Source organism: Arthrobacter sp. WCS2018Hpa-7 (genome assembly GCF_031843805.1).
GTDB lineage: Bacteria > Actinomycetota > Actinomycetes > Actinomycetales > Micrococcaceae > Arthrobacter.
In genome coordinates this window covers 239548-259709 of sequence record NZ_JAVTJB010000002.1, presented here as the reverse complement: position 1 = coordinate 259709, position 20162 = coordinate 239548, and the positions used below count along the sequence as shown (strand labels likewise).

The 20162-nt window shown below is 61.9% G+C and carries 19 protein-coding genes; 8 read left to right on the top strand and 11 right to left on the bottom strand.

Annotated features, from left to right (window positions below):
* Positions 1-134: 134 nt before the first annotated feature.
* The 3 genes from rraA (at position 135) to RQH14_RS03830 (ending at position 4242) form a co-directional block, all read left to right on the top strand.
* Positions 135-608: a ribonuclease E activity regulator RraA gene (rraA, locus tag RQH14_RS03840; protein WP_311212015.1), complete on the top strand. Its 474-nt coding sequence runs from the start codon at positions 135-137 to the stop codon at positions 606-608.
* Between the two features lie 133 nt (positions 609-741).
* Positions 742-2394, top strand: coding sequence for an MDR family MFS transporter (locus RQH14_RS03835; protein WP_311212014.1), 1653 nt, complete (start codon positions 742-744; stop codon positions 2392-2394).
* A gap of 378 nt (positions 2395-2772) precedes the next feature.
* Positions 2773-4242 (top strand): sugar porter family MFS transporter, encoded by a 1470-nt coding sequence (locus RQH14_RS03830; protein WP_311212013.1) that lies wholly within the window; start codon positions 2773-2775, stop codon positions 4240-4242.
* Positions 4243-4313: 71 nt separating this feature from the next.
* Here RQH14_RS03830 and RQH14_RS03825 read toward each other — a convergent pair whose 3' ends face one another.
* From RQH14_RS03825 to RQH14_RS03810, 4 genes are all read right to left on the bottom strand, one after another.
* On the bottom strand, positions 4314-5552 hold the full coding sequence (locus tag RQH14_RS03825; RefSeq protein WP_311212012.1) for an MFS transporter: 1239 nt from the start codon (positions 5550-5552) through the stop codon (positions 4314-4316).
* Positions 5553-5598: 46 nt separating this feature from the next.
* Complete coding sequence (locus RQH14_RS03820) at positions 5599-6039, bottom strand: MarR family transcriptional regulator (protein WP_311212011.1); 441 nt, start codon at positions 6037-6039, stop codon at positions 5599-5601.
* 27 nt (positions 6040-6066) lie between these two features.
* Entirely contained in the window at positions 6067-7425 is a 1359-nt protein-coding gene (locus tag RQH14_RS03815; protein ID WP_396136287.1) for an HNH endonuclease, read from the bottom strand.
* A gap of 192 nt (positions 7426-7617) precedes the next feature.
* Entirely contained in the window at positions 7618-8088 is a 471-nt protein-coding gene (locus RQH14_RS03810; RefSeq protein ID WP_311212097.1) for a GNAT family N-acetyltransferase, read from the bottom strand.
* Positions 8089-8228: 140 nt separating this feature from the next.
* Between RQH14_RS03810 and RQH14_RS03805 the strand changes: the two genes are divergently transcribed.
* The 5 genes from RQH14_RS03805 (at position 8229) to cycA (ending at position 12107) form a co-directional block, all read left to right on the top strand.
* Positions 8229-8558 carry a PadR family transcriptional regulator gene (locus RQH14_RS03805; protein ID WP_311212009.1) on the top strand — a complete coding sequence of 110 codons (330 nt, stop codon included), beginning with the start codon at positions 8229-8231 and terminating at the stop codon, positions 8556-8558.
* Between the two features lies 1 nt (position 8559).
* Positions 8560-8925 (top strand): DUF1048 domain-containing protein, encoded by a 366-nt coding sequence (locus RQH14_RS03800; protein WP_311212008.1) that lies wholly within the window; start codon positions 8560-8562, stop codon positions 8923-8925.
* The gene (locus RQH14_RS03795) at positions 8922-9719 is read left to right on the top strand and encodes an ATP-binding cassette domain-containing protein (RefSeq protein WP_311212007.1); all 798 of its coding nucleotides are present in this window, start codon (positions 8922-8924) and stop codon (positions 9717-9719) included. The genes RQH14_RS03800 and RQH14_RS03795 overlap by 4 nt, the downstream gene beginning before the upstream one ends.
* Complete coding sequence (locus RQH14_RS03790; protein WP_311212006.1) at positions 9716-10477, top strand: ABC transporter permease; 762 nt, start codon at positions 9716-9718, stop codon at positions 10475-10477. Before RQH14_RS03795 ends, RQH14_RS03790 begins: the two co-directional genes overlap by 4 nt.
* Positions 10478-10646: 169 nt before the next feature.
* Positions 10647-12107 carry a D-serine/D-alanine/glycine transporter gene (cycA, locus tag RQH14_RS03785; RefSeq protein WP_089596558.1) on the top strand — a complete coding sequence of 487 codons (1461 nt, stop codon included), beginning with the start codon at positions 10647-10649 and terminating at the stop codon, positions 12105-12107.
* 90 nt (positions 12108-12197) lie between these two features.
* Here cycA and RQH14_RS03780 read toward each other — a convergent pair whose 3' ends face one another.
* The 7 genes from RQH14_RS03780 to RQH14_RS03750 form a co-directional block, all read right to left on the bottom strand.
* Positions 12198-12956 (bottom strand): ABC transporter ATP-binding protein, encoded by a 759-nt coding sequence (locus RQH14_RS03780; protein ID WP_311212005.1) that lies wholly within the window; start codon positions 12954-12956, stop codon positions 12198-12200.
* A gap of 13 nt (positions 12957-12969) precedes the next feature.
* Positions 12970-14025 (bottom strand): iron chelate uptake ABC transporter family permease subunit, encoded by a 1056-nt coding sequence (locus tag RQH14_RS03775; protein WP_311212004.1) that lies wholly within the window; start codon positions 14023-14025, stop codon positions 12970-12972.
* Positions 14018-15025 (bottom strand): ABC transporter permease, encoded by a 1008-nt coding sequence (locus tag RQH14_RS03770; protein WP_311212003.1) that lies wholly within the window; start codon positions 15023-15025, stop codon positions 14018-14020. The genes RQH14_RS03775 and RQH14_RS03770 overlap by 8 nt, the downstream gene beginning before the upstream one ends.
* Before the next feature lie 26 nt (positions 15026-15051).
* Entirely contained in the window at positions 15052-16002 is a 951-nt protein-coding gene (locus RQH14_RS03765) for a siderophore ABC transporter substrate-binding protein (RefSeq protein WP_311212002.1), read from the bottom strand.
* A gap of 169 nt (positions 16003-16171) precedes the next feature.
* Entirely contained in the window at positions 16172-17320 is a 1149-nt protein-coding gene (locus RQH14_RS03760) for a mannitol-1-phosphate 5-dehydrogenase (protein ID WP_311212001.1), read from the bottom strand.
* Positions 17320-19362, bottom strand: coding sequence for a PTS mannitol transporter subunit IICBA (locus RQH14_RS03755; protein ID WP_311212000.1), 2043 nt, complete (start codon positions 19360-19362; stop codon positions 17320-17322). Before RQH14_RS03755 ends, RQH14_RS03760 begins: the two co-directional genes overlap by 1 nt.
* Before the next feature lie 66 nt (positions 19363-19428).
* Positions 19429-20151, bottom strand: coding sequence for a TetR/AcrR family transcriptional regulator (locus tag RQH14_RS03750; protein WP_311211999.1), 723 nt, complete (start codon positions 20149-20151; stop codon positions 19429-19431).
* Positions 20152-20162: the final 11 nt, after the last annotated feature.

Below are 20162 nucleotides of genomic sequence, written 5' to 3'. Positions count from 1 at the left end.
TTTGGATTCAGCCTAGCGCGGCGAAGCGGCACTGAACTGCCGTAGAGCCCTTTATCCACATAGGCCGCTGCAAGCGCTGCCTTAGCCCCCTCGCGAGCGTTAGTGTGGCCTCACAGCGATTGAGGAGAAGCACTGTGAGCGAGCAAGTAAATACGGCCGATCTCTACGACGAGCGCGGCGAGGAACTGGAGTCCGTAGCCGTCCAGTTCCACAACCTGGGTGGGCACACCCACTTCAGCGGGCCAGTCCGCACTATCCGGTGCTTTGAAGACAATGCGCTGGTGAAGACGGTCCTCAACACGCCAGGAGAGGGCGCTGTTCTGGTCATCGATGGCCAAGCGTCTCTGCGGACAGCACTTATGGGAGACCTGATTGCTGCGAGCGCTGTGGCCAACGGCTGGTCCGGTGTGGTCATCAACGGAGCCATCAGGGACCGGGAGGCCATCGCCCGCCTGCCCCTTGGCGTCAAGGCCCTCGGGAGCAACCCAAAGAAAAGCGCCAAGACGGGAGTTGGCGAAGTGGACGTCGAGTTGGTGATCGATCGCGTCCGCATCCAACCCGGCGTGATGATCTACTGCGACCCGGACGGCATCCTGATCGAGCGCTGAATCCTCAGTTTGGGCCCGACTTAGACGGAAAGTGGAAGAAATATTCTCCCAGCGGGAATCAACCTGGCAGTAAGATAGTTACTGAAAGCAACTATCCTGCTTAATCCACTTTTCTGCCACCTCTGGAGAAGATATGTCCAAAACCACGCCCGTTCGGGCCGCCGGTGAGGTTCTGACCCATCGTCAGACACTCACGGTCATGGTGGGACTCATGCTCGGCATGTTCCTGTCCTCGTTGGACCAGACCATTGTGTCCACGTCCATCTACACCATCGCCAACGATCTCGACGGCCTCTCGCTTCAGGCCTGGGCCACCACCGCATACCTCATCACTTCAACGGTGAGCACGCCCCTGTATGGAAAGCTCAGCGACATCTTCGGCCGTCGTCCGCTGTACCTCGTGGCCATCGTGATCTTCCTGGCCGGCTCGCTGTACGCGGGCTCCGTCCACTCCATGACCGAACTGGCGATTGCCCGCGGCATCCAAGGCCTTGGTGCCGGTGGCCTGCTGGCCTTGGCACTCACCATTATTGGCGACATCGTGGCGTTGAAGGACAGGGCCAAATATCAGGGCTATTTCATGTCCGTCTTTGGCATTTCCTCCGTACTGGGCCCGGTGATCGGTGGAGCCTTCGCCGGCACGTCCAACATTCTGGGCTTTGACGGCTGGCGTTGGGTCTTCTTCATCAACTTGCCCATTGGGCTGGCCGCTCTTGTGGTGGTCTTCATGTACCTTCATCTGCCAGCCAGGCACGTGAAGCAGAAGATCGACTACTGGGGTGCTGCTGCCATCACGCTGGCCATTGTTCCGCTGCTGCTGGTAGCAGAACAGGGTCGCGTGTGGGGTTGGGCATCGGGCGCCTCCTGGCTCTGCTACGGCCTCGGCGTCATAGGCATCGTGGCGTTCCTGCTCGCCGAGAAGCGAGCAGGTGACTACGCGCTCATTCCTCTGCGTCTCTTCAAGAACATGACGTTCGGTCTGTCATCGCTGCTGAACTTCATCATCGGCATCGGCATGTTCGGCGCCATCGCCATGCTGCCGATGTACTTGCAGTTGGTAAAGGGCCTCACGCCCACCGAGGCTGGCCTGATGATGATCACGTTTACCGTGGGCATTCTGTTCGGTTCCATTTCGGCCGGCCGCACCATCTCGTCGTCCGGCGTCTACAGGATCTTCCCGATCATGGGCACAGCCATCCTTGCCGGCGCTGCCACCGTGATGGGTTTGGTACTCGGCGTCGATACCGGGTTGTGGGTCCCGGGTCTGATCGCTGTGTTCTTCGGCGTCGGACTGGGCTTCTGCATGCAGCCGCTCACCCTCGCAATGCAAGTGTCCGTTCCGCCGAAGGACATGGGCGTGGGCACATCCACGGCCGCCTTCTTCCGTTCGATGGGTGGCGCGGTAGGCACCGCGGTGTTCATCTCCATGCTGTTCAGCGTCGCGGCCGACAAGATCGCCGACGGCATGAAGACTGCCGCTTCCAGCCCGGACTACCAAGCGGTCATGAAGGACCCGGCCGTGGCATCGGACCCCGCCAACGCCAAGCTGTTCGACTTCTTCAATAACGGCGCCAACAATGAGTCCTTGAACGACACCAGTTGGCTCCACTCAGCCAACAGCACGCTGACCAGGCCTATCACCGAGGGCTTTGCCCAGGCGATCGACATCGTCATGCTGACGGCAGCCGGGCTCATGCTCATCGCCTTCCTGATCAGTTTCGCGTTGCCCAACAAGAAACTCACCGACCCGAAGGCCGCAGCCAAGGAATCGGTGCCGGCGCACTAACAATATGGATCACCTCAGCATCTTCCGGACGCTGAGTAGAACGAAAGGCAGCCCTCGGGCTGCCTTTCGTTGTATAACCAAGCTGCTCCGGACAGTGCCGGTGTGTTCAATAGGTTTTGGCAAGGGTCCGGCCTTCCGCAGCAAAAACACTCTCTTCCCAGTACAGCTCACACGGAGGCGCCGCCCAGCGAGCTCACAGGCACCAAAATAGACACCCATGCGTTCACAACGTGAATGCATGTCACGTCGGTCACTTGACTGGAACTCGGGCGATATGACGTGCCACACTGTGTAGCGCGAGTGCACCGGCGTCCCCGTCGGAACAGCCGACGACGTCCCGCACATCGCTCCCACAACACCATTCCCCAAGGGAGACCCATGTCCAGTTCCAGCACCGAAGGCGCGCCCACAGTTTCGCGGAAAGTGATCGGCCTGGCCGTCGCCGGCGCGGTGGGTGGCTTCCTCTTCGGCTTCGATTCCTCCGTGGTCAACGGCGCCGTGGACGCGATGGCGGACGAATTCGTCATGAGCGAGGCATTGACCGGCTTCGCCGTTGCGGTTGCGTTGTTAGGCTGTGCCGCCGGCGCCTATTTTGCCGGCAAGATTGCGGACCGCTACGGACGCATCCCCGCCATGAAGATCGGCGCTCTGCTGTTCCTTGTGAGCGCCATCGGCACAGGCCTTGCCTTCAGCGTGTGGGACCTGATCTTCTGGCGGCTCGTCGGCGGTCTGGGCATCGGCCTCGCCTCGGTCATTGCTCCCGCCTATATCTCCGAGATTTCGCCCCGCCACGTGCGTGGGCGCTTGGCTTCGCTTCAGCAGCTCGCCATCACCACAGGCATCTTCGCCGCACTGCTCTCTGACGCAGTTCTGGCCAACTCGGCAGGCGGCGCCGGGGGCACGTTATGGCTTGGTATCGAGGCTTGGCGTTGGATGTTTATCGCCTGCGCCGTTCCGGCAGCCGTGTACGGCTGGATCGCCTTCCGCTTGCCCGAGTCGCCTCACTTCCTGGTGCTCAATGGCAAGGAAGACCAGGCCCGAACCATCTTCAACAAGCTCATCCCCGGCGATGACATTGAGCGGCACATCCGCGAGATCCGCGAATCCATCCAGCAGGAACAGCTCTCCACCAAGAAGGGCTCCTTGCGCGGCAACAGGTTCGGCCTGCTGCCGGTAGTGTGGATCGGCATCATCTTGTCCGTGCTGCAGCAGTTCGTCGGCATTAACGTCATCTTCTACTACTCCACCACGCTGTGGAAGGCCGTCGGGTTCCAGGAAAAGGACTCCCTCACGATCTCCGTCGCCACGTCCGTGACCAACATCCTGGTGACCCTTGTGGCTATCGCTTTGGTGGACCGCATTGGACGTCGACCCATCCTGCTCACCGGTTCCATCGGCATGGCTGTTTCCCTGGGCGTCATGGCGCTGGCCTTCTCTTCGGCAACCGGGTCCGGCTCGGAGATCACTCTCCCCGGCGCGTGGGGCCCTGTTGCCCTGGTTGCCGCCAACGTCTTCGTGATCAGCTTCGGCGCCTCCTGGGGTCCGCTCGTGTGGGTACTACTGGGCGAGATCTTCCCGTCCCGGATCCGCGCTCGCGCCCTGGGCCTTGCTGCCGCCGCGCAGTGGATCGCAAACTTCGCCATCACGCTCAGCTTCCCCATCATGGCAGCAGGTTCGCTGCCACTGACGTACGCCATGTACGCGGCTTTCGCGGCGGCGTCGTTCTTCTTTGTCATGTTTAAGGTTCCGGAGACCAACGGGATGTCCCTCGAGCAGGCCGAAACGTTGTTTGTTCCCAAGGGAGCGCCTGTTGCGCCGTTGCCGGTAGCTTCCGACGAACCCAAGTAGACACTCGACACCGGCAAGATGCACAGCGAGCCCCGCGGATCACCGCGGGGCCCGCTGTTTATTCGTGGGGACTACACGAGGTGTGGCTCATGCGAGGTCAGGTACCCACGGCCACTGACGGAGATGACGATCGCGATCACCATGGCAACCGCGCCGGCAAAGAACGGAACCTGGGGTCCGAAGTGCTCGCCGAGTTGCGCCGCCGCGAACGGAGCCAGCGCACCGCCCATCCAGCGCACAAAGTTGTAGCCCGCTGAAGCAACAGGACGCGGCGAATCAGATACGCCCATGGCCAGTTCCGTGTAAACCGTGTTGTTGATGCCCAGCAGGGCACCTGCCACGATGACAAGCACGACGACGGCAGTCACTGAGTGCCCCGCGGCCAGTCCCAGCCCCACCAGGTCAAGCATGAGGACAGCCAGCGTGCCAGTCAGGACCTTCACTGCGCCGAAGCGCTTCTGCAGAACGGGAGCGACGAATACTGAGAACACGGCAACGGCGACACCCCACCCGAAGAACACTCCCCCGATTCCGTAAGCGTCCATGCCGAGGATGAAGGGCGTGAAGGCAAGAATCGTGAAGAACCCATAGTTGTAGAAGAGCGCACTGGCTGCAGTGGTGCGGAGTCCCTTGTGGCCCAACGCCAGGAGCGGGTCACGCAAGCGGGATTTCTTTGCCGGGGCGGGCGTTTTCGGAAGGAGAGCCAGAAGGGCGACGAAGGCTGCCGCCATGAGGACAGCGGTACCAAAGAACGGGGCTCGCCACTGCCACCCGCCAAGGAGGGCGCCTAAGAGTGGGCCGAGCGAAATGCCCAGGCCCAGGGCTGCTTCGTAAAGAATGATGGCCGTGCCGGTTCCACCGCTGGCCACGCCGACGATCACGGCAAGGGCTGTCGCAACGAACAGCGCATTGCCGAGGCCCCAACCGGCGCGGAACCCGACCAATTGTTCAACACTGCCTGAAAGGCCGGACAACGACGCGAACACCACGATGATGGCCAGGCCGATCAGCAGCGTCTTCTTGCCACCGATCCTTGACGACACGAAGCCACTGATCAACATGGCGATGGCTGTCACCAGGAAGTAACTGGTGAACAGCAGGGACACCTCACTGGTGGACGCCTCAAGGTTCTTGGCAATTGCGGGCAGGATGGGGTCCACCAAGCCGATGCCCATGAAGGCGAAAACGGCGGCGAGGGCGGTGGCCCAGACGGCCTTTGGCTGCTTGAGGAAGGAAGCTTTTTCAGCCTCCAGCGTGGTTTCGAGGGTTGTTTCGGCGCTTGCTGAAGCGTCAGCCAACTGGCGTGACATTCAATGGCTCCTTGTCGGTGCTGGTTTTCTGGTTGTGCTGGATTTTTTAGTTCTGGAATGAGCTGTTTAGTTTGGCGATCACGGGCAGTGCCGCGGCGAGCTGCCCGATTTCGTCGCTGCTGAGGCCCTGAAGGAGTTCGGCCACCATCGCGTTGCGCCGCTGATTGGCAGACTCGACGGCGGACGTCCCGGCTTCGGTGATGACCACCTGGACAGCACGGGAATCGTCCGGATCCTGCTGGCGGGTAACCAGGCCGGCTCGCTCGAGCTTGATGATTTGCTCAGTGGCGCTGGGGACTTTGATTCCCAGGTTCTTGGCGATGTCGCCCACGCGAAAGCCGTCGTCGGAGACCATGGACAGCAGGCTGAGCTGCGCGGCGGTAAGGTCACCTTCAGGATCAAGGCGACGGAACATGTACACGCCGAGACGCAGTGACTCGCGAAACTCCTGCGCGAGATCAAGTAACCGGGGATCAAAGGTGCTCATATTTAGGTATCCTAATAGTTAGGTAACCTAATAGTCAATAAGCTGGTCCGCCTGAGCCAAAGTCTCCTGCCCGGCCCCGGCTACTTCGGCCGGTGAAACAGCTGATCGACCATGCCCGGGGAGGGGCGGCGCTGACGATCGGTAGTTATGCCCTGTTGGCGTGCTGATTTCCAAGGAGTGGACGTCACCAGGCAACTGCTGCGCCACCCAGCCAGGGTTTTCCTTGGTGTGGTTGCAGGCTTCGCAGAGTCCTGCACTGTTGGCCACGGTGGTGGTGCCACCTGATTGCCACGGGACGATGTGGTCGATATGCCTAATGGGCGCGTCGCAGTAAGGGGTGCGGCAAGTGTCGTCCCGGACTTCGATGAAACGCCTTAACCTCGGCGGGAAGAGTCGCGCTTTCGAGTCCATGGTGATGAGCTCCCCCGTTGACGGCGCTGTGTAGAGGCGGCGAAGCCACACGGTGAACTCCGGATCCTTCGTTGGCGACGGACTACCGCCCGTCGCCACCTGCCTCCTTTCACAAGACTCGCCCAAGGCAGCCCCTCCGGCGCCAACCAAGGCTCTCGCCCATGCCGCCGGGACGATTCCGTAGCCCTTGAGACGAGCCGGCTCACTGTCCCCTTGGAACAGCGTGCGGTCAGTCATGATGATCTCAAGGTCGACACCACTGATTCCGCCGCGCCTGCCGGTAATGCGTTCGACGAGGGTGTCTGCCATCACTTGGCCCCTGTTCCGTGATTCACCAGCGGACCGCACAGAGTCCGCCTTCCGGGTGAGGGCGGCATACACGGCAACCCCTTGGGCGACAGGAAGCAGGGCGGTCAGGTACGTCATGGCGTCCGGCGCGGGGCGCAGGCTGACGTTCCGCTCCGTGGCAGCGTGACTGGCGCGCTGGGCAACGGTGCGGGGATCGCGACGATAGGCGGCGGCTTTCGCTGCGGCGATGATGGCTTTGTCGCCGACACCATCGAAGGTGCCGGCGTCAGGTGCGAGTTCCTCGTCCACGGCGCGCCGATCCTCCAAGGAGAGGCATGCCGTCTCTTTCACGAGCAAGGTGGCGCGCCATTCATTGAGCTGCCCGGATTCCAACGCAGCCATGGTGCGCGGCATCTCCGTCACCAACGCTTTGGCCAGCCCGAGGAGACGCGAGCCGCGGCTTGGTGATTCGCGACGCGCCAAGGCGATCTGCGCCCCCGAGCCCTGCCCTTGCTCGGATACGGGAATGCCAACCGACGCTTGCTCACGGCGCTGCGCGAGATCGAAGGCTACGGCTGCCCGCGCCTGGACGCCTGCGATAGCCGACTTCAGATCCTCCAAACCGCGCAGCTGATCAATCAGCTCACCACAGGTCGACCCAAGGCAAATGGCCCTTAGCAGCCCCATGAGAGCGGAGAGGCTGGGCGCGGAGCCGTCAGGCTGAGGCGCCATCAGCAGGGCATGTGAGTCCGAATCAATCGCTTGCCGCTCCCGAATCTTCTCCATGGCCCAACTCTTCCAGCGGGCCAACGGCCCCGTAAGGCCGGAAGCTGCCTATGTGGAAAACGCAGGCCGAACTACCCCGCAGCGGGTCCCGGCTCAGAGCGTCAGCTTCATGCCCTCATGGCTCGCGACGAACCCCAGCCGCTCGTAGAAACGGTGCGCGGCCGTACGGGATTTATCGGTGGTGAGCTGCACCAGGGAGCAGCCCCGCTCCCTTGCCTGCTCAACAGCCCACTGGATCATGAGCGCCCCAACACCGTGGCCGCGCAGCACCACCGATACCCGAACTGCCTCGATCTGGGCACGCCAGGAACCCTTGCGGGACAGCCCCGGAAGGTAGCTGAGTTGGAACGTGGCCACCACATCGCCGGCGAGCTCACCCACCACCAGGAGGTGGGCCGGGTCGGCGTCGATCGCGTCAAAAGCCTGCTCATACGGCGCTAAATCGCCGGCATCTTCGCGGGTGGCACCCAGTTGGTCATCCGCGAGCAGCGCGAGGATCCGCGGCAGGTCGGCTTTGGTGGCGCGTCGAAGGCTGAAGGTTCCAGGCCCGACGGCGGCGGTCATCAAAGTGGGTGCGGTACCAAATTCTGCAGTCACCACCCCAGCATGCCATTCTGCGTCGGAACCTAGTGTTGCTAAGTACCGGTACTTAGTTCTACTATGTAGTGGTAGCCAGTAATACTGAGTAGTGGAGGAGGTGTCCAATGGGCAAGCAGATGACGGAGATGCTCAAAGGCACATTGGAGGGCATTGTGCTGGCTCTCCTGACCGGAAAGGCAGCGTATGGATACGAGATCACCACGTCGCTCCGGGAGCAGGGCTTCGCCGAGATCGCTGAGGGCACCGTGTATGCGCTGCTGGTCAGGATCGAGCAAAAGGGGCTGGTGGACGTTGAAAAGCGACCGTCCGAAAAAGGGCCACCCCGCAAGGTGTACACGCTCAACGCGCAGGGCCACAAAGAACTGAACGAATTCTGGAACACCTGGAGCTTCCTGTCCGGTCGGATTGAAGAGCTCCGCAAGGAAGGAAAATAACATGGCAGCAAAATGGATCGAACTGGTCACCGGATCACTCGAGCAGAAGAAGCAATACAAGCAAGCCAAGGCGCGGCTGGATTCCCTGCCCGAGCCCTACCTGACCGTAGCCACCGCCTTCAACCGCTACCTCATGTACTACGGCGGCGTCACTGAGGGGGACACCATGGTTCAGATGCTGACGGATTTCGCAGATCTCTGGGACCGCGCCGCCATCGACGGCACGCCCGTGACTGAGATCGTCGGCGATGATCCCGTCGAGTTCGCAGAGGCCTTTGCCCAGGCATACGGCGGAAAGCGCTGGATCGATAAGGAACGCGAGCGCCTCATCAAGGCAATCGATAAAGCGAAGGAGGCGGAATCATGACCGCTGCAGCAATCCGGGTAGAGGGCATCGAGAAGTCATACAAAGACCTCCATGTGCTCCGCGGAGTGGACTTCGAGGTAGCGGCCGGCAGCATCTTTGCCCTCCTCGGATCCAATGGTGCCGGCAAGACCACCATAGTGAAGATCCTGTCCACGCTGCTCAAAGCGGATGGCGGGCAGGCCGCCGTCGAGGGCTTTGATGTTGCGACGGAGTCGCTCCAGGTGAGGCAGTCCATCAGTCTCACGGGCCAGTTCGCCGCAGTGGATGAGGTCCTGTCCGGCAAGGAGAACCTGATCCTCGTGGCGAAGCTCCGGCACTTGAAGAACCCGGGACAGATCGCCGATGAGTTGCTGGCGCAGTTCAGCCTCACGGAGGCAGGGTCCCGCAAGGTGGCGACATACTCAGGCGGCATGCGTCGCCGGCTGGACATCGCCATGAGCCTGATCGGCAATCCAAAGGTGATCTTCCTGGACGAGCCGACCACCGGCCTTGATCCGGAGGCCCGGCTTGAGGTGTGGCAGATCGTCAAGAACCTCGCCCATCAAGGGACCACGGTCCTGCTGACGACGCAGTACCTCGATGAAGCCGAGCAACTGGCAGACCGGATTGCCATCCTCCATGAGGGCCGCATCATCGCCAACGGCACCCTGGCAGAACTGAAACAGCTGCTGCCCCCGGCCAAGATTGAATACGTCGAGAAGCAACCGAGCCTGGAGGACATCTTCCTGGCGCTGGTGGGCACCGGCACCGGCGCCCAAAAGGTCAGCAACGAGTCGGTAAAGGACAGGTCATGAACACCCATTTCTTCGCGGACACGTCTGTGCTGCTGGGCCGTTCCATGCGGCACATCTTCCGCAGCGTTGACACCATCATCACCACCGCGATCACCCCGATCGCTCTCATGCTGTTGTTCGTCTACGTTTTTGGCGGCGCCATCAAGACCGGCGCTGAAAACTACGTCAACTACCTGCTCCCGGGCATCATGCTGATCGCCATCGCTTCGGGCATCGCCTACACGGCAGTCCGGTTGTTCACGGATATGCAGAGCGGCATCTTTGAACGGTTCCAGTCCATGCCGATCGCGCGTTCCTCGGTTCTCTGGGCACATGTCCTGACGTCCTTGGTGGCCAACGGACTTTCGCTGGTGATCATTGTGCTGGTGGCGCTCCTCATGGGGTTCCGAACGTCGGCCAACGTGCTTGATTGGCTGGCCATCGCAGGCATCCTCGCTTTGTTCACCTTGGCGCTCACCTGGATCGCCATCATCGCGGGCCTCTCGGCAAAGTCAGTGGACGGTGCCGGCGGGTTCTCCTACCCGCTGATCTTCCTTCCATTCATCAGCTCAGCCTTCGTCCCGACGGAAACCATGCCCGGTCCGGTCCGCTGGTTCGCAGAGAACCAACCGGTCACCTCCATTGTGAACACCATCCAGGATCTGTTCGCGCAGCGTCCGGTGGGCAGCGACATCTGGGTTGCTCTGGCGTGGTGCCTGGGGATCCTCATCGTCTCGTACGCCTTCGCCACCGCAGCCTACAAGCGCCAGATCGCCTGAACCACTGAAAACAGCGTCAAACCAAGGCCTAAGCTCCCCCTCCGTCAGGGTGGGAGCTTTCGCCATACAGACCGATTCGCCATTTGTCAGACATTGGCTATAGCTTTATCGAACACATTTGTAACGGCCGTCACTATTGTGGCGGGTCCTTCGAAGGGTTCTTGAACTAATGTCCGATCAGACAACACAGGGGCAGCTCCGCGCCTCCAGCAGGGACAGCGAGCCCCACCTGTCACGCTCGCTCAGCAACCGCCATATCCAGCTCCTGGCCATCGGCGGCGCCATCGGAACCGGCCTTTTCATGGGCTCCGGCAAAACCATTTCCGTTGCCGGCCCCTCCGTGATCTTTGTGTACATGATCATCGGCTTCATGCTCTTCTTCGTCATGCGCGCCATGGGTCAGCTGCTGCTGTCCAACCTGAACTACAAATCATTCAGTGACTTCGCAGGCGACCTCCTGGGCCCTTGGGCCGGCTTCTTCACCGGCTGGACCTACTGGTTCTGCTGGGTAGTCACCGGCGTGGCAGACGTCATCGCGATCGCGGGCTACGCCAACGAACTCTGGCCGGGAATCCAACTCTGGATCCCGGGCATCGCCACCATCATCATCTTGTTGCTCCTCAACCTGCCTACAGTCAAGGCGTTCGGCGAGACCGAATTCTGGTTCGCCCTCATCAAGATCGTCGCCATCGTGGCGCTGATCGTCGTTGGCTTGGTCATGATCTTCACGGGCTTCCAGTCCAACGCAGGAACTGCGAGCTTCACCAATCTCTGGAGCCACGGCGGTTTCTTCCCCAAGGAATTCATGGGCTTCGTGGCCGGTTTCCAGATCGCCGTCTTCGCCTTCGTCGGCATCGAGCTTGTTGGCACTGCAGCAGCCGAAACCAAGAACCCGGAGCACAACCTCCCCCGCGCCATCAATGCCATCCCCCTGCGGGTCATGCTCTTCTACGTAGGCGCCCTCATCATCCTCATGTCCGTCACCCCGTGGACCGAGTTCAAGGCCGGCCAGAGCCCGTTCATCGCCATGTTCTCCCTCGCCGGTTTGGGAATGGCAGCCACCGTGGTCAACCTCGTAGTGCTCACCTCGGCCATGTCATCGGCCAACTCGGGCATCTACTCGACGTCGCGCATGGTCTACGGCCTGGCCAACGACGGCGACGCCCCGAAGCTCTTCGGCCGGCTCTCCAGCCGTAAAGTACCCCAGAACGCCCTGTTCCTCTCCTGCGTCCTGCTGCTGGCCGGCGTCGCGCTTCTCTACGCGGGCAAGGACGTGGGGGTCGCGTTCGACATGGTGACCACAGTGTCCGCCGTCTGCTTCATGTTCGTGTGGTCGATCATCCTGGCCAGCTACCTCGTGTACCGCAAACGCCGCCCCGAGCAGCACGCGGCCTCGCCGTTCAAGATGCCCGGCGGCATCCCCATGGTGTGGGTTGTCTTCGCCTTCTTCGCGTTCCTCGTCTGGGCGCTGACCACGCAGCCGGACACGCTCACTGCCCTGTTGGTGACGCCCATCTGGTTCGCCATTCTCGGCGTCGCCTACGCTGTGGTCCGCAGGACGCCCCTCCACCAGGCCCGCGTGGCCGAATGGAAAGCCATGTCCGAGGCCGAAACCGCGGCAGCGCGCTGACTCTTAACACGCGATAACAATCAGAGCCCGACGTCGGAACCCAACTTGGGTGCCGACGTCGGGCTCTTCCGGTGCAGGGACAGCAAAGCCTCAGGCGAAGTACACTCCGATACGGTTGCCGTCGATTTCCTCGATGCGGATGTCGATGTCGTAAACGTCGTGCAGCATCCCGGCGCGCATGATGTCCGAGGGCGTGCCCTGATGGATGAGCCGGCCGTTTTTCATGGCCAGAATGGTGTCCGAGTAGCAGGACGCGAAGTTGATGTCGTGAACCACCAGGACGATCGTCTTTCCGAGCTCGTCGGCCAAACGCCGCAGCAGCCGCATCATTTCCACGGAGTGCTTCATGTCCAGATTGTTGAGCGGTTCATCGAGCAGTAAATATTCGGTGTCCTGCGCCAGGACCATCGCGATGTACGCGCGTTGACGCTGACCGCCGGAGAGCTCATCCACGAACTTGTCAGCCATGGAGGTCAGATCCAGCTGCCGGATGGCTTCGTCCACATGCTCAAGATCCTCCACCGTGGGCCGGCCGCCGCTGTGTGGGAAGCGGCCAAAAGCCACGAGGTCGCGGACCGTGAGCCGCATGGTCAGGTGGTTTTCCTGCCGCAGGATGGCCATGGTCTTGGCCAGTTCCTTGCTGGGCGTCGCTGTGACATCCAAGCCAGCCACCGACACTCCCCCGCCGTCCATGGGCTGGAGACGGCTGATCAGCGACAGCAGCGTGGACTTGCCAGCACCGTTGGGACCGATGATGGAGGTGATGCCGCCGCGAGGGATCTCGCAAGTGACGTCGTCCAGCACAGTGGTGCCGCCGTAGCGCTTGGTCACGTTCCGGACGGTAATCATGGGCAGACCCCAATCATTTCAGTGAGCCTTTCAGCAACAGGTACAGGAAGAGGATGCCGCCGGTGAACTCGATGATGACGCTCAGGGCAGTGGCGAAACCGAACACGCGTTCCAGCAGCAACTGGCCACCTACCAAGGCGATGGCGCCAATCAGGACCACTATCGGCAGCAGCCAAGCATGCCGGAATCCACGGCAGAGCTGGTAGCCGAGGCTGACCACCAGGAGCCCGAAGAACGTCACCGGCCCAACCAGGGCGGTGGAAATCGCCACCAGCAGCGAGCACGCGAGGAGCACCCGCATCACCACGCGCTTGTGGTCGACGCCCACGTTGATGGCCACTTCCCGGCCCAGCGCCAGCACGTCCAGCGTGTGCCGCATCCGCCACACCCCGACGCACACCAAGGCGATCAGCACCGCAGAAACACCCAGCAGGCCGGGATCCACATTGTTGAAACTGGCGAAGAACAGGTCTTGGAGGATGATGAATTCGCTGGGTTCCATCAGCCGCTGCAGCAGCGAGGAAAAGCCACGGAACAACGTCCCCAGCACGATCCCCACCAGCAAGAGCAAATGCAGCGATCGCGTGGCTCCGGTGAACATCCACCGATACAGGAACGCACTGAACCCCACCATCAGCAGGATCTCCAGCCCGAACTTGAGCGTGGACGGCGCCGTGGCCAGCGTCGCCGCACCGGCTGCGAACGCCAGCGCGGTCTGCACCAGGATGTACAGCGAATCGAAGCCCATGATGGAGGGCGTCAGGATCCGGTTGGCCGTGACGGTCTGGAACAACAGAGTGGAAACACCCACCGCCACGGCCACCAGCAGCATTGCCGAGACCTTGATGGCCCGCCGCGGCAGGATGTAGGCGATGTTGCCTTTGAGGTCGATGGTCAGGAAAACGGCAACAAGCACGACGGCGGCAATCGCCAACACGGCGATCACCAGTCCCGGCGGGGTGCTGCGGATGGCGTCGCGCCAGTGGGCCGGCGTGAACGAGCGGGTCCGGCCGGAAACGGGATCGGAGGACGTCGTCAGGGGCGCAGGCGTCACAGGAGTTTCAGGCATTGCGTTTCCTCAAAAGCAGGAAGAGGAACAGGATGGCGCCCAGCACGGACATGACCATGCCGACCGGCACTTCGTAGGGGAACCGGATGGTCCGGCCGATGATGTCGCAGACCAGCACGAAAGCCGCCCCAAAAAGAGCGGTCCACGGAACAGCCCGGCGGAGGTTGTCGCCGAACAACAAAGAAACGATGTTCGGAACTACCAGGCCGAGGAACGGCACGGCACCCACGGTGGTGACAACCACAGCGGAGATCAGCGAGACGATCATCAGCCCCAGCCGCATGGTGCGCGCGTAGTTCAGGCCGAGGTTGGTGGTGAAGTCCTGCCCCATGCCGGCCACCGTGAAGCGATCGGCAGCAAAGAGGCCCACCAACACCAGGACAGCCACGATCCACAGCAGTTCATACCGCCCGCGGAGCACGCCGGAGAAGTCGCCGATCATCCAGTTGCTCAGGGTCTGGAGGAGATCGAAGCGGTAGGCGAAGAACGTGGTGACGGCAGCAATGATGCCGCCCAACATGATGCCTACCAGCGGAATCAGCAGGGTGTTGCGGGTGGGGAGCCTGCGAAGAATGGCCAGGAACAGGGCTGTGCCCAGCACGGCGAACACAGAAGCCACCAGCATTTTGGTGAGAATCGGAGAGTCCGGAGCCAGCACAGTGACTACCAGGATGCCCAGGGTGGCCGACTCCACGGTGCCCACGGTGGACGGCTCCACAAAGCGGTTCCGGGCCATGAGCTGCATGATCAACCCGGCCACCGCCACTGCCATTCCGGCCAGGACCACAGCCACGGTGCGTGGTACCCGGGAGACCCAGAAGATTTCCCAGGCACCGGCGTCGTTCGCCATCAAGGCGGGCAGCGAAACGTCGCTGACGCCCACAAAAATGCTGCCCACGGCGATCACCAGCACAACGGCGGCAGCCGCAACCAGACGGGCGGTTTCGCCAGTCCGATTGCGGCTTGCTGCTGCCGTGGGGCGCACGGCTGTAGTTGTCATGACGGGACGTCAGATAATGAGCGCTGTCAGGCGACGGAGTCGGCCACTGCTGTGACCATAGCCTGGACGTTGTTCAGGCCGTAGCCCACGATGTACCAGCCTGCGGGATCGAGGTTGACGATCTTGTTGTTCTTGGCGGCGTTGGTGGACTTCACGAGCTCGTTGTCCAGGATGGGGTTGGCGGTGGAGCCTGCGGTGCCGATCGCGGTGTCGCGGTTGATGACGTAGAGGATGTCCGGGTTGGTTTCCTTGATGTACTCGAAGGAAACGGCCTCGCCGTGGGAGCCTTCGGCCTTGACGTCGGCAGCGGTGGGGACGCCCAGCACGTCATGGATGATGCCGAAGCGTGAGCCTGCGCCGTACGCGGTAACTTCGCCGCCGGAGGTGAGGACGATCAGGCCCTTGCCGGCCGAGGCGGCCTTGGTCTTGGTGTCCGCAACGGTCTTGTCCACCTCTGCAAGCTTGGAAGCGACTTCGTCTTCCTTCTTGAAGATCTTGCCGAGCTTCTCGGTCTGGGCCTTGAAGCTCTCCATGGGCTTGGCCGCATCAACGGAGAGGTCGATCGTGGGGGCAATCTTGCTCAGTTCCTCGTAGGCGCCGGCGGTGCGGCCGGAGACGATGATGAGGTCCGGGGCTGCGGAGCTGACGGCCTCGAAGTCGGGTTCCTTGAGCGAACCCACCTTGGCGTACTTGGCATCGGAGAACTTCTTGAGAGCCTCCGGGTAGCTGGCCTCAGGAACACCCGTGGGCTCGACGCCGAGCGCGTTCATGGTGTCCAGGACGCCGAGATCGAACGTGACAACCTTGGCCGGATTCACGGGAACGTTGGACGTTGAGCCCTGGGCGTGCTCGATGGTGATGGTCATGGCTTCTTCGGGCTGCGAAGACGCCGTTGCCCCGCCTCCGCACGCCGTAACGGTCAGCAAGGCAGCGCCTGCAGCCAGTGCCCCAAGGTAGCTCGACAGCCTCTTTTTCACGCCAGTACTCCACTCACTAATAAGTCATAGATGTGTTGCCTAATTGCATTTTGACTCTATTAGTAAGGTGAGGCTAACTTCAAAACCGAAAGGCCCTCCAGCGGGGAATGTGAGCGAACTCACGCTTTTTTCTCCCGCTGGAGAGCCTTTGTGACTTTGGTCGGAGTGTTTAAGCTTCGGCCTGCTGGTCCTCCACGAGCTTCTGGACAGCCGCGAAGAGCGGGTGCGACGGCGTCAATTCAGTGATGCGTTCGACGGCGGCAGCCGCGTCCATTTCCGACAGCATCCTTGCGAGCTCCACAGCTTCGTCGTCGGCGCCGTCGTCAAAACGAAGGGCCGCCGCCATCGCTTCAAGGAGCGCCACCGGAGTAACACCCCGCTCGGCGAGCTCTGCGGCGGGACCGATGAACCGCTCGTGCCGGCCGAGCTTCCGCAAGGGCGCACGGCCCACACGGTTCACGGTGTCCGGCAGGTGCGGGTTGGTGAAGCGGGACAGGATCTTCTGCACATACGCTTCCTGCTCGGCTTCCACGAATCCATGCTTGGCCACCAGCAGTTCCTTGGTTTCCTCCAGTACTGCGCGGACCTTCGCCGCAACAGATGGATCCGCCATGGCATCGGAGATCTTCTCAAGCCCGGCTTGGTACCCGAAGTACGCTGCCGACGCATGGCCGGTGTTGACCGTGAACAGCTTGCGTTCAATGTACGGGCCCAACTCGTCCACAAACGTGGCTCCGGGGATGGTGGGTACCTTGTCACCAAACGGTGTGCGGTCAATGACCCACTCGTAGAAGGTCTCCACCGTGACATCCAGGCCCTGGCCCGGGGCCTGGTTGGGGACAATGCGGTCCACAGCCGTGTTGGCAAAAACCGCGACGGCGTCCAAGTGGCCTGCCGAGTCGTCCCAGGCCGCCCGGATTTCCGTGTGCAGGAGGTCCGTGGCGTTAATGGCGTTCTCGCAGGCCATCACCTGCAGGGGCGGCAAGTCCGTGGGCCTGGCCGCAAGTCCGCGGGCGATCACCGGTGCCACGAACTTCAGGATGTGCGGCCCCACAGCAGTGGTGACCACATCCGCCGTCGAGATTTCCTCCACAACAGCGGCTTCCTGCGACGCGGAATTGAAGGCACGGAAGCCGGTAACGGTCTTGACCGCCGGACTCTCGCCAACCTCGTGGACCTCGTAGCTGCTGGCCGCTGCGAGCTGGCTGATCAGCGCGTCCGCAACATCAGCGAACACCACCTCATAGCCGGCCTCGTGAAGCAGCAGCCCCACGAAGCCACGCCCGATGTTGCCTGCCCCAAAATGGACTGCCTTCACTATGCGTTGACCTTTCCGAACAGCTCCAACACTTCATCAACCGTGGATGCCTCCTCCAACTGGGCAACCTGCGCCTTATTGGTGAAGATCTTCGCGATGGAGGACAGGATGTGGAGGTGTTCGTTGTTGATGCCGGCCACGCCGACCACGAACTTCACTTGCTTGCCGCCCCAGTCGATGCCCTCCGGGTAACGGATGATGGACACCGCCGAGTGGTTGATGTGCTCCTTGGCATCGTTGGTGCCGTGCGGGATCGCCAGGAAGCTGCCCATGTAGGTGGACACGGATTCCTCGCGCTCGTGCATCGCATGGACGTAGCTGACATCAACGGCGCCGCGGTCCAGCAGCAGCTTTCCGGCCTCGTCGATCGCTGCGTCACGGTCGGTTGCCGTGCCGTTCAGGACCACGCTTTCGCGGAGCAGGACACCTTTGCCTTCGGCGGGTTGACCTTCGACGGCGGCAGCCTGCTGAGCGGCGTGCGCACCGTGGCCGGCGGCTACTGTGGTTGCAGCCGCGGTGGGCTGGGCGCCTCCGGCGGGGGTATCGCTGTTGCTGCTCCGCACCAGCTCAACGATTTCTTCGTACTTGGGGCTGTTCATGAAGTTGTCCACCGAGTAGTGAACGGCGCTGGCCGTCCTCGGCTGGGCGCGTTCGGTCAGGTCCTGGTGCGTGACCACCACATCGTAGCTGTCGTTGAGGTTGGCGATGGCCGAGTTGGTGACCTTGACGTCCGGGAAGCCGGCGGCCTTGATCTTGTTGCGGAGAACCGAAGCACCCATGGCGCTGGAACCCATGCCGGCGTCGCAAGCGAACACGATGTTCTGGACCGGCCGGGTGAGGACGGTGCCAGGCTGGGCGCCGCTGGGGCCTGCCTGTTCGCCGGGCAGGGCCGAGGAGACGGAGCTCTTCTTGCCCTTCATGGCTTCCATGCGGGAGGTGGCTGCGGAGAGGTCGTCGTCGCCCTTGTTCTTGGACGTGCGCAGGATGACCGACGCGATGAGGAAGGAAACGGCCGTGGCCAGGATGACCGCGAGAATCACGCCGACATAGCTGTCACGGGAGGTCTGGGCCAGCACCGCGATGATGGAACCCGGCGCGGCAGGAGCAACGAGGCCGGAGTTGGTGATGGCCATGGTGGCGATGCCCGCCATGCCGCCGCCGATCGCAGCGAGGATCAGGATGGGCTTCATCAGGACGTACGGGAAGTAGATCTCGTGGATACCACCGAGGAAGTGGATGATGGCTGCGCCCGGCGCTGAGGCCTTTGCGGCGCCACGGCCGAAGAACATGTACGCCAGCAGGATGCCGAGGCCCGGGCCGGGGTTGGCTTCAAGCAGGAACAGGATGGACTTGCCCTGTTCCAGCGACTGCTGGATACCCAGCGGAGTCAGCACGCCGTGGTTGATGGCGTTGTTGAGGAAGAGGACCTTGGCCGGCTCAATGAAGATGCTGGTCAGTGGCAGAAGTCCGTTGTTGACCAGGAATCCGACCACCGCACCGGCGCCGTCAGTGAAGCGCTGGACAACCCAGGAGAGGCCGTAGAAGCCACCCAAAGCCAACAGCGCGCCCCAGATACCAGCGGAGAAGTTGTTGACCAGCATTTCGAAACCGGGGCGGATCTTGCCGTCCCACAGGGCGTCGATCTTCTTCATGGTCCAGGCACCCAGCGGGCCCATGATCATGGCGCCGATGAACATTGGCGCATCCGTACCTGCGATGACGCCCATGGTTGCTATAGCGCCCACCACACCGCCGCGGACGTCGTAGACCATGCGGCCGCCCGTGTAGGCAATCAGGATCGGAAGGAGGAACGTGACCATGGGGCCAACGATGCCGACGTTGGGATCACCCTCGGCGTTGGTGCCGAAACCGCCCAGTTCAGCGACTGGAAACCAGCCCTTCTCGATGAACAGGGCCGTAATGAGACCCCAGGCGATGAAAGCGCCAATGTTGGGCATGATCATGCCGGACAGGAATGTTCCGAACTTCTGGACACCAACGCGCACGCTGGTGCGGGGCTTCGCAACTGTCTCTGTTGCCATGTGAATTCCTAACGTGTGTCCCGCGGCGGCGCGGGGTCAGTCGATATAGATCGAGAGAGTGCAGCCTTAGGAGCTGCTGGAAATGCGGTGAAGCCATTCAAGGAAGAGCTTCAGTTCAGAGCTGGAAAGCTGGTCCGAATGCGAGGCCTGCAGTGCCGCATTCAGGGCGATTGCCGCAACAACTACCGAGGACTTACCGGAGTCCTCCGCTGCGGCGCCACGGGCGGTTTCCGTGGAGACGGCAAAGATCATGGAATCCCGGGTCATGGTTGAGAGCTCGAGATTCCGTTCCTCCACCGGTTCAGCGATCAGCATGAGCGTGACGCCCACATTGGCCGCCAGGATGCTGCGTGCCGCTTCGCGGGGCGGCACGTTGATCTGACCGGAAATCGCGGCCTTGTTCAGCATTTCCTCCAGAAGCACTTCAGCATCGGCCACGATTGCTGGACGACTTTCCGGCCTGATGTTGCCGAACATGACCAGATACAGATGGGGTTGGCTCAGTCCGAATTGGACGTGGTTATCCCACATCCGCCGGACGTCTTCCAAGGGCTCCCCGGATGGCGCAAAATCCCGCTCCCCCGCCACGTACTCTTCAAATCCGGCTGACACGACGGCGTCGAACAGACCTTCTTTGTCGCCAAAGTGGTGGTAGAGCGTTGGCGCCGTGACCCCGGCAAGCTTGGTGATCTGGCGCGTTGAGACCGCTGACCCCTCCGAATTCGCCAGCAACTCGGCAGCTGCGCGAAGCAACCGAATTTTAGGCGGAAGCTGGTCATCGAAACTCATAACCGCTACCC

What these genes read in the sequence shown, in the direction of transcription:
- RQH14_RS03835 (WP_311212014.1), top strand. Translation starts at nt 742, where the DNA reads ATGTCCAAAACCACGCCCGTTCGGGCCGCCGGTGAGGTTCTGACCCAT.
- RQH14_RS03830 (WP_311212013.1), top strand. Translation starts at nt 2,773, where the DNA reads ATGTCCAGTTCCAGCACCGAAGGCGCGCCCACAGTTTCGCGGAAAGTG.
- RQH14_RS03825 (WP_311212012.1), bottom strand. Translation starts at nt 5,552, where the DNA reads ATGTCACGCCAGTTGGCTGACGCTTCAGCAAGCGCCGAAACAACCCTC.
- RQH14_RS03820 (WP_311212011.1), bottom strand. Translation starts at nt 6,039, where the DNA reads ATGAGCACCTTTGATCCCCGGTTACTTGATCTCGCGCAGGAGTTTCGC.
- RQH14_RS03815 (WP_396136287.1), bottom strand. Translation starts at nt 7,425, where the DNA reads ATGGGGCTGCTAAGGGCCATTTGCCTTGGGTCGACCTGTGGTGAGCTG.
- RQH14_RS03810 (WP_311212097.1), bottom strand. Translation starts at nt 8,088, where the DNA reads ATGACCGCCGCCGTCGGGCCTGGAACCTTCAGCCTTCGACGCGCCACC.
- RQH14_RS03805 (WP_311212009.1), top strand. Translation starts at nt 8,229, where the DNA reads ATGGGCAAGCAGATGACGGAGATGCTCAAAGGCACATTGGAGGGCATT.
- RQH14_RS03800 (WP_311212008.1), top strand. Translation starts at nt 8,560, where the DNA reads ATGGCAGCAAAATGGATCGAACTGGTCACCGGATCACTCGAGCAGAAG.
- RQH14_RS03795 (WP_311212007.1), top strand. Translation starts at nt 8,922, where the DNA reads ATGACCGCTGCAGCAATCCGGGTAGAGGGCATCGAGAAGTCATACAAA.
- RQH14_RS03790 (WP_311212006.1), top strand. Translation starts at nt 9,716, where the DNA reads ATGAACACCCATTTCTTCGCGGACACGTCTGTGCTGCTGGGCCGTTCC.
- cycA (WP_089596558.1), top strand. Translation starts at nt 10,647, where the DNA reads ATGTCCGATCAGACAACACAGGGGCAGCTCCGCGCCTCCAGCAGGGAC.
- RQH14_RS03780 (WP_311212005.1), bottom strand. Translation starts at nt 12,956, where the DNA reads ATGATTACCGTCCGGAACGTGACCAAGCGCTACGGCGGCACCACTGTG.
- RQH14_RS03775 (WP_311212004.1), bottom strand. Translation starts at nt 14,025, where the DNA reads ATGCCTGAAACTCCTGTGACGCCTGCGCCCCTGACGACGTCCTCCGAT.
- RQH14_RS03770 (WP_311212003.1), bottom strand. Translation starts at nt 15,025, where the DNA reads ATGACAACTACAGCCGTGCGCCCCACGGCAGCAGCAAGCCGCAATCGG.
- RQH14_RS03755 (WP_311212000.1), bottom strand. Translation starts at nt 19,362, where the DNA reads ATGGCAACAGAGACAGTTGCGAAGCCCCGCACCAGCGTGCGCGTTGGT.
- RQH14_RS03750 (WP_311211999.1), bottom strand. Translation starts at nt 20,151, where the DNA reads ATGAGTTTCGATGACCAGCTTCCGCCTAAAATTCGGTTGCTTCGCGCA.